Source organism: Arthrobacter sp. 2RAF6, assembly GCF_052115205.1.
Lineage (GTDB): Bacteria > Actinomycetota > Actinomycetes > Actinomycetales > Micrococcaceae > Arthrobacter.
The window spans coordinates 58,118-66,895 of sequence record NZ_JBFRGF010000028.1 but is presented as its reverse complement, the minus strand read 5'-3'; the positions used below and the strand labels follow the sequence as shown (position 1 = coordinate 66,895).

The following is an 8,778-nucleotide window of genomic DNA, read 5'->3' as shown; positions in this document are numbered from 1 at the left end:
TCGAAACCATGCACCGCACGGTGGAAATGCGCACTCGTGGTCACCAACGCCCGCGGCACCACACCGTCCGCGACCACCGCCATCCGCCCGTACACATCATCCAGGAACGCCTCCAACGCCCGCACCCGCTGCGCCACCCCACGCTCCAGCACATCCCACTCATCAGCCGGAATCACCCTCGGCACGATATCCAACGGGAACGGACGCTCCTCCCCCGCAAAATCGAACGTCACCCCCCGGTCCAGGAACGTCCGCGCCATCGACTCCGCACGCGCACTCACATCGGCAAGGGTCAGCTGGCCCAGCGACTCGGAGATGTGGCCGTAAGAGCCGCGAGCCAACATGCCCGGTGCGAACATTTCGTCGTACGCGCCGGTGCGCTCGACGGCAGGGCCGTAATCTTCAAACAGGTCTGACATTCCCCTCACCCTTTCAATAGGTGCTACCGAGTTAAGCGGTTGTTTATTGCGGATACATTTCGTGACGTGAAACATCATTCATGGGTTCGAAAGCAACTTAACCGGGGCTGAAAAGGGCAGTGAAACGGGGGTTTAGCGCGATTCAAAGTATTTCCCGCGGAGATGATCCGGTAATAATCCGCACAAATTCAATGATTTCCTCGGTTTGCAAAGCTTGTCGGACAGCCAGACACCCGGCTGTCCGACAGGCTTTGAGGCGCGCAGGAACAGCACAGCATTTTGCCGTTTGTAACTTAACCGCCGCGAAATAACCGGGAAACTCACCGGCCCTAGCGTGGGTTGAGCGCCGGGCACCAAGCAACATCTCAAACAAACGGACCCGGCATCAGCCATCAATCGGGGGGACCATAATGTCCAACGGAATACCTCGGCCGGATCACGATCCGGCCGAAGACTTTGAAAACGAACGGGAACGCACGGGTGACCTCGCGCTGGCGACCCAGGATTTCTCCAACGAAGACGCGGGGTACCACAAAACCCTCAAGCCGCGGCAAATCCAGATGATCGCAATCGGGGGCCAATTGGCACCGGACTGTTCATGGGAGCCGGTGGCCGCCTCCATGGATCGGGGCCGGCGCTGATCCTGGTCTATGCCGTCTGTGGCTTTTTCGCCTTCCTCATTCTCCGCGCGCTCGGTGAGCTCGTCCTTCACCGGCCATCGTCGGGATCCTTCATTTCCTATGCCCGCGAGTTCTACGGCGAAAAGATGGCCTTCGCCGCGGGCTGGTTGTACTTCCTCAACTGGGCCATGACCTCGGTGGTGGATGTCACCGCCGTCGCGCTTTACGTTAAGTTCTGGGCGCCCTACTGGACGCCGCTGCAGTCCGTGCCGCAATGGGCGATCGCACTTGTGGCACTCGTCGCGGTTTTGTCGCTGAACCTCGTGTCCGTCAAGCTTTTCGGCGAAATGGAATTCTGGTTCGCGCTGATCAAGGTTTCGGCGCTGGTCCTCTTCCTCATCATCGGCGTGTGTTTCCTGGTATTCGGCGGCCACACGGACATCGGCCCCACGGGCTTCAGTGTCATGGCGGATGCCGGCGGGATGTTTCCCATGGGTGCCGTTGCCCCTCTGCTGGCGGTAAGCGGCGTGGTGTTCGCCTATGCCGCGATCGAGCTTGTGGGTACGGCCGCGGGCGAGACGGAGAAGCCCAAAGAGGTCATGCCCAAAGCCGTCAACACGGTGGTCTTCCGCATCGGCATCTTCTACGTGGGATCGGTGCTTCTGCTCTCGCTGCTGCTGCCTTTCACCGCCTACAAGGCCGGAGAATCGCCCTTCGTCACGTTCTTCTCACACATTGGTTCGCCGGACGCGGGCGCAACGTCCGCTTCCATCATGAACTTCGTGGTGCTCACCGCCGCGCTCTCGAGCCTCAACGCGGGCCTCTACTCGACGGGACGCATCTTGCGGTCAATGGCCGTCAACGGCTCCGCGCCGGGCTTCACGGCGAAGATGAGCAGCCACGGCGTTCCGTATGGCGGGATCCTTCTTACAGCGGTCATTACGCTTCTCGGCGTCGGGCTCAACGCGGCTTTCCCGTCGGAGGCTTTCGAAATTGTGCTGGAAGTGTCCGCCCTTGGCATCATCGGCGGTTGGGCCACCATTGTGCTCTGCCAGATGAAACTGCAGAAATGGGCGAAGGAAGGAAAGCTCGAACGTCCAACCTTCAGGCTCTTCGGCGCACCCTTCACCTCGTACCTGACGCTCGCATTCCTGCTTTTCGTCTTGGTTACGATGGGTTTCTCGGACACCGGGCGCTGGGTACTTGCATCCCTGGTGGTGCTTGTTCCTGCTTTGGTGGGCGGATGGTTCGCGGCGCGCAAGGGCATCTACCGCGCTGCGCTGGAGCGCTCCGGCTACACCGGCCCGTTCCCGGTGGTGGCAGAACGTCCCGCCATCGACGCCGCCCGGTAGCGCCTTCCGAAAGAAGAAGCGCCCGACGGCGGGAGTCGCCGTCGGGCGCTTGCCTCACGTTGAGGACTCTTAGCGCGTGCTCCCCGCCAGCAGGCCGCGGCGCAGCAGGAGGCGGCGCTCGATCGGGGCGAAGACCACGAGCTCGATCAGAATGCCCACAAACAGGATCGCCAGGATCGCGGACATGACCGTGGCCATGTCGGACAAGGTGCGGCCCTGGTCCAGGAGCGAACCGAGTCCGAAGCCGATGGTGCCGCCGACCGCGATGATTTCGGCGGCCATGAGCGAACGCCAGGAGAAAGCCCAGCCCTGCTTGAGGCCACCAAGGTACCCGGGAAGGGCCGCCGGCAGGACAATCTGCAAGGCCATCTGCAGTCGCGAGGCCCCAAGGACCTTGCCGACGCTCCGGTATTGCGGCGGGATCTGGTCGACGCCGGAAATCAGCCCGTTGATGATGGACGGGATGGCACCCATCAGGACGACGAAGTAAACAGTGCCGTCCGAGAGCCCGAACCAGATGATCGCCGCGGGAACCCACGCCACCGACGGGAGCACCTGTAGCCCGGAAATGAGCGGTCCGAAGGCCCGTCGCAGCGGCTGCACCTGAGCAAGGAGCAGGCCCACCGGAGTAGCCACAGCGACGCTGATGAGGAATCCGATCACGCCGCGCTGCAGGGAGGTCCAGACGGCTTCCTGGGCTTTGCCTTCGGCCCAAAGAGCACCGAACTGGCCCAGGACATCAAGCGGTCCGGGAACTTGGTCGCGCCGCTTGAAACCGAGGGAGACGTAGAACTGCCACGCCAGGATGAGGACCAGAAGCGCTGCAATCGGGAGGATGATCCGGGTCCAGTCGATGCGCGCCTTGCGGTGGGCGTCCGACTGCAACTTGTCCAGGCCGGCTTCGAGGTCCCGGAGTTCGTCCGGGTTTCCCTTCAGGGACGGCGAGGTGATGTGGCGGGACTGCGGAGCTTGCTCGACAGTCTCTCCCTCTGTGCTTTCCCCTGCGGGCAGCGTCTCTTGTTCAATTGGCATGGCGGCGGATCTCCTCGCGCAGGCGGCGGGTAATGGTTCCAGTCAATTCCCCGGCACGGCCGGCGTCGGTCCGGTGCTCCTCCGTGACGTTCCACTCGGCCACGACCCGTCCCGGACGGGAGGACAGCAGCAGGACCCGCTGGCCGAGCCTGACGGCTTCGCGCACGTTGTGCGTCACGAACACGATGGTGCGGCCGGTTTCCTTCCAAATCCGCTCGAGCTCGTCGTGCAGAAGGTCACGGGTGATGGCGTCGAGGGCGGCGAACGGTTCGTCCATGAGCAACAGCTGCCGGTCCTGGGCCAAGGCGCGGGCCAGGGCCACGCGTTGCCGCATGCCGCCGGAGAGCTCGTGCGGGCGCTTGTCCCCCGCGCCACCCAAATGGACAAGGTCCAACAGCTCGCCCGCACGGGCGGCACGCGACGCTTTGCTGCTGCCGCCGGACTTGTCGGCGAGTTTCAGCGCGAGTTCGATATTGCCGCGGGCGGTAAGCCACGGAAACAGCGCTGAATCCTGGAACATGAAGGCGGCACCGTCGCTGGGCACCTCAAGGGCGCCCGACGTCGGCTGGTCCAGCCCCGCGAGGATGTTCAGCAGGGTTGACTTGCCGCAGCCGGACGCACCGAGCAGGGCGACGAACTCGCCTTGCTCGATGGTGGCGTTGACGTCGTCCAGCACCGGGGCGCCGTCGCCGAAGCGTTTACCCAGGTGTTCCAGTACGACTGGCATGGTCCCGTCCTTCGTTCGTTGCTTGCTTCGTTGTTGAATATCCAACTAGCTCGCAGTTGTTGTCGTTATGAGCCTTCAAAACGACAACTATTGCGAGCCAGTTGGGTCTTGGCGGTTTATTCTTGACCGAGTCCTGCGGCCGAGGTCTTCTGCCCGGTCACGCTGTTGAGGGTGCGGAGGTCGAAGATACCGTTGATGTCGGCCGGTTTGGTGATGCCGGCGTCGACGCCGTCCTGGAGTAGCTTCTTGTAGGTTCCGGCGAGCGGGTCCACGGTGAAGGTGATGTTCTTCAGGGAGCGGTCGATGACGTCGGCCGGGAGCGTGCTGCCGGCGGTCGCCTTCAGCGCTGCATTGATGGCGGTGGCTTTCTCGGCGGCCGAGGCGGTGTTGAGCCAGTTGACGGAGGCTTCGTGGCCCTGGAGGAGGGCGGTCATAGTCTGCGGGTGGTCGGCGGCGAACTTCTTGCTCACGATCAGGATGGTGGTGGGGAACGCACCCTTTTCCCACAGGTCCTTCTCGTCCACGAGCACCTTGCCGCCGGCCTGGAGCACCAGACGTGAGGCCCAGGGTTCGGGCAGCCACGCGCCGTCGAGCTTTCCGTCCTGGAAGAGCTTGAGGGTCTGGGCGTTGTCGGTCGGGTTGATGGCGACGTCGCCTCCGCCGTTCGGGTTGGTCTTCAGGCCCTGCTTGCCGAGCCAGGCGCGCAGCGCCACGTCCTGGGTGCCGCCGAGCTGCGGTGAGGCGAGGGTCTTGCCCTTGAGGTCCGCGGCGGAGTTGATGCCGGGCTTGACCACCAGCTGGGCTCCGCCGGAGGCGGCACCGGCGATGATGCTGATGGAGGCGCCCTTGCTCTGGACGAAGGAGTTGATGGCCGGGTTGGGGCCAAGGTACGCGGCGTCGATCGCGCCGGCGTTCAGGGCCTCGATGGCGGCAGGTCCGGCGTTGAAGATCTGGGTGGTGAGCTTGGTGTTGCCCAGCTTGCCGGCGATGATGCCCTTGCTGACGCCGACCAGGGCGGGGGCGTGGGTGACGTTGCCGAAGTAGCCGAGCCGGAGTTCCGCGGCTGGTGTCGTTGCCGCCGCGGCCTGGGTTTCGTTGTTCTTCGCGACAACCGATGCGACGGCGGCGCCGGCACCGATCAGCAGGACGAGTCCGACGGCGATGCCGATCTCGAGCGTGCGGCGGCGCTTGGGCTTGTTGCTCTCGCCGGCGACGATGCGGGTGGTTCCCGGGTTCGAGGCGGGCGGCGTGGGTTCTGGGGTGTTTGACATGGGGAAATCCTTGGGATGCGTTGCGGAAGGGGCTGGGCGTTTATCAGGCCCTGCGACATCGCCCCGAGAGGGCAGGCAAGGACCAATCCGATGAGGTCATGGATTCACCATAGGGACTGTCATATTTGCCGTTCAATGACCCGGAAACCCGGGGTCACGCACGTTCACGCGGCGTCACAATTGGGGCGTCTCCAGCACAAAAAACCGCAGCTTGTTTCCCAGCCCGGACCTTGAAGGCGGGGTTCGGGAAACAAGCTGCGGTTCCAGTCACAGGAACGTCAGATGACGTAACGTTCGTCCTCGTGGTCGCCCGGGTGGTCCTTCACCAGGCCGGCGGCCAGGGTGTTGCCGTCCACGGGGTCGATCACCAGGAACGCGCCCGTGCGGCGGTGGTGCAGGTAATTCTCCAGCGGCAACGGCGCGGCCAGTCGGAGCTGGGCGTTGCCGATGTCGTTCAGCTCAAGGCTGGAGGCAGCCTCTACATTGAAGGTAGCCAGATCCAGCTTGCCCGTGACATTGCGGACGAGCGCCTGGACGGTACGGGTCCCGTGCTTCACCAGCACCTTGGCGCCTTCACGCAGCGGCTTGGGTGAAAGCCAGCACAGCGCCGCGTACAGATCAGCCGAGCTCTCGCGCACCGTCCCTGCTGCGGCAATGGTGTCACCGCGGGCGATGTCGATTTCATCGGCCAGGCGGATCGCCACCGACTGCGGAGCAGTAGCCTCGGCCAGCTCGCTGCCGGCGAAGTCGATCCCCGTCACCGTGGTGATCCGGGGCTCGTGGCCCGGGCTCAGGACTGTGACCTTGTCGCCGAGCTTCACGGTTCCTTCCGTGATCTGGCCGGCGTAGGCACGGTAGTCGCGGTACGCCCCGACGTCGAGCCCTGCGGCGACAGCGTCGGGAGCCAGCGCGCCCTGCGGCCGGATGACCAGCTGCACCGGGAAGCGGAAGCTCTCCAGGTGGCTTTCAAGCTCATCGGCAGCCGGAAGGGTTTCGAGTACCTCGAGCAGGGCCGGGCCGCTGTACCAAGGCGTGCGGTCCGAGCGGTCCACGACGTTGTCGCCGTCGAGCGCTGACACCGGGATGACCGCGACGTCGGCAATGCCATCGCTGCCCAAACCGAGCTCACGGGCAACCTTCTGCACGTCCGTCTCGATCTCGCGGAAGACCGACTCGCTGAAGTCCACGAGGTCGATCTTGTTCACAGCGACGATCACGTGCGCCACCCGGAGCAACTGCAGCACCGACAGGTGGCGGCGGGTCTGCTCCAGGACTCCCTTGCGGGCGTCAATGAGTACGACGACGGCGTCCGCAGTGGACGCGCCCGTCACCGTGTTCTTGGTGTACTGCACGTGGCCGGGGCAGTCCGCGAGGATGAAGCTGCGGCGATCGGTGGCGAAGTAGCGGTAGGCGACGTCGATCGTGATGCCCTGTTCCCGCTCGGCACGAAGGCCGTCGGTCAGGAGGGCGAGGTCGATCGCTTGGCTGCCGGTGGCACCGGCTCCGCCAAAGCCACGGTCCGCTGAGGTGCGGGCGACGGCGTCGAGCTGGTCCGCAAGGATCGCCTTGGAATCGTGCAGCAGGCGGCCCACGAGGGTGGACTTGCCGTCGTCGACGGATCCAGCCGTGGCGAAGCGGAACAGAGTAGATTCGCGGAGGCCAGTCTCCAGGAGTGAAGTCTCAGTGCTCATTAGAAGTAGCCGTCCTTCTTGCGGTCTTCCATGGCTGCCTCGGAGATGCGGTCATCTGCACGGGTGGCGCCACGTTCGGTGAGTGTGGATGCGGCAACTTCGACAACCACGTCGGCAACCGTGCGGGCGTCGGAAAGGACGGCCCCGGTGCAGGACATGTCGCCCACGGTGCGGTAGCGGACGAGCTTCGTCATGACTTCCTCATGGGGTTTCGGCATGGAAACCTCACCGACCGCGCGCCACATGCCATCGCGTTCGTAAACCTCGCGCTCGTGGGCGTAGTACAGGCCGGGCAGCTCAATGCCTTCGCGTTCGATGTAACGCCACACGTCCAGCTCGGTCCAGTTGCTGATGGGGAACGCGCGAACGTGCTGGCCCACGGTGTGGCGGCCGTTGTACAGGTTCCACAGTTCGGGGCGCTGGTTGCGGGGATCCCACTGGCCGAATTCGTCGCGCAGGCTCAGGATGCGTTCCTTGGCACGGGCCTTGTCCTCGTCGCGACGTCCGCCGCCGAAGACGGCGTCGAACTTGTTGCGCTGGATGGCATCCAGCAGCGGCACGGTCTGCAGCGGGTTGCGGGTGCCATCGGCACGCTCGGCAAGCTCGCCACGGTCGATGAACTCCTGCACGGAGCCCACCACGAGCTTGAGGCCCAGGCGTTCCACTGTGCGGTCACGGAAGTCGATGACCTCGGGGAAGTTGTGACCCGTGTCCACGTGAAGCACCGGGAACGGAACCTTGCCCGGCCAGAACGCCTTGGTGGCCAGGTGCAGCATGACCACGGAATCCTTGCCACCGGAAAAAAGCAACGCAGGCTTCTCGAACTCGGCAACAACCTCGCGGATGATGTGAATGGCCTCGGACTCCAACGTGTCCAAAGACGAGAGGCGGGCCGAACGGAGAGCCGGAGCGGCAGTCGGAGTCTCAGCGGCGTCGGTTTCCAGCACAGACAACTCCAGGTCCTCGTTAGTGATTTGGGTACTCATACGTGTAGTCCGCATTCTGTCTTGTCGGTTCCTGCCCAGCGGCCGGAGCGGGGGTCCGCTCCCGGGGCCACTTTCCGGGTGCAGGGCTGGCATCCGATGGACGGGTAGCCCTGGCTCAGGAGGGGGTTGACGGGAAGGATGTTGTCTTCGGAGTACTGGACCAACTGGTCAAAGCTCCAGTCGGCCATCGGGTTGACCTTGACCAGCCCGTTGGTCTCGTCCCAGGTGATCAGCGGCGTGTTGGTCCGGGTGGGGGCTTCGTCGCGGCGGACTCCGGTAAACCAGACTTCGTAGCCTGCGAGGGTTCGGCGCAGCGGCTGGACCTTGCGGAGCGCGCAGCACTGGGCAGCGTCGCGGGCAAACAGGTCCTTGCCGAGAAGGCGGTCCTGCTGCTCCACGGTATTTTCCGGGAGCACGTCCACGATGTTCACGCGCAGGTTCGCGGCGACTTCGTCTCGCGTGGCGTGGGTTTCCGGGAAGTGGTAGCCGGTCTCCAGGAAAAGGACGTCGACGCCGGGAAACTGGTCCGCGACGAGGGCCGGCAGGACAGCGTCGGCCATGGAGCAGGCGACCGCGACGGCGGGCAGTTCGAAGTTACGGGCCACCCAGGCGATGACGTCGCGGGCGGGCGCGTTCCAGCCGAGCTCGGCGGCACCGGCTTCGGCCAGGGCCTTGAGTTC

The 8,778-nt window shown here is 64.4% G+C and carries 7 protein-coding genes and 1 pseudogene; 1 reads left to right on the top strand and 7 read right to left on the bottom strand.

The window, feature by feature from the left end:
• Positions 1 to 419: circularly permuted type 2 ATP-grasp protein (locus AB4Z38_RS18165; RefSeq protein WP_441430993.1), on the bottom strand; the 419-nt coding region annotated here is incomplete at its 3' end.
• 410 nt (positions 420 to 829) lie between these two features.
• On the opposite strand from AB4Z38_RS18165, the pseudogene AB4Z38_RS18160 reads away from it, so the two are divergent.
• Positions 830 to 2,391: pseudogene (locus AB4Z38_RS18160) on the top strand (amino acid permease).
• Between the two features lie 69 nt (positions 2,392 to 2,460).
• On the opposite strand, the gene AB4Z38_RS18155 reads toward AB4Z38_RS18160, so the two are convergent.
• The 6 genes from AB4Z38_RS18155 to AB4Z38_RS18130 form a co-directional block, all read right to left on the bottom strand.
• Positions 2,461 to 3,423, bottom strand: a complete 963-nt coding sequence (locus AB4Z38_RS18155; RefSeq protein ID WP_441430992.1) for an ABC transporter permease — start codon at positions 3,421 to 3,423, stop codon at positions 2,461 to 2,463.
• A complete protein-coding gene (locus AB4Z38_RS18150) occupies positions 3,413 to 4,150 on the bottom strand; it encodes an ABC transporter ATP-binding protein (protein ID WP_441430991.1) in 738 nt (245 codons plus the stop codon). The genes AB4Z38_RS18155 and AB4Z38_RS18150 overlap by 11 nt, the downstream gene beginning before the upstream one ends.
• A 116-nt stretch (positions 4,151 to 4,266) precedes the next feature.
• The gene (locus tag AB4Z38_RS18145) at positions 4,267 to 5,421 is read right to left on the bottom strand and encodes an ABC transporter substrate-binding protein (protein WP_441430990.1); all 1,155 of its coding nucleotides are present in this window, start codon (positions 5,419 to 5,421) and stop codon (positions 4,267 to 4,269) included.
• 278 nt (positions 5,422 to 5,699) lie between these two features.
• Complete coding sequence (locus AB4Z38_RS18140; RefSeq protein WP_345448728.1) at positions 5,700 to 7,112, bottom strand: sulfate adenylyltransferase subunit 1; 1,413 nt, start codon at positions 7,110 to 7,112, stop codon at positions 5,700 to 5,702.
• A complete protein-coding gene (cysD, locus tag AB4Z38_RS18135) occupies positions 7,112 to 8,098 on the bottom strand; it encodes a sulfate adenylyltransferase subunit CysD (RefSeq protein WP_441430989.1) in 987 nt (328 codons plus the stop codon). Before cysD ends, AB4Z38_RS18140 begins: the two co-directional genes overlap by 1 nt.
• Positions 8,095 to 8,766, bottom strand: coding sequence for a phosphoadenylyl-sulfate reductase (locus tag AB4Z38_RS18130; RefSeq protein ID WP_441430997.1), 672 nt, complete (start codon positions 8,764 to 8,766; stop codon positions 8,095 to 8,097). Before AB4Z38_RS18130 ends, cysD begins: the two co-directional genes overlap by 4 nt.
• Between the last annotated feature and the right edge of the window lie 12 nt (positions 8,767 to 8,778).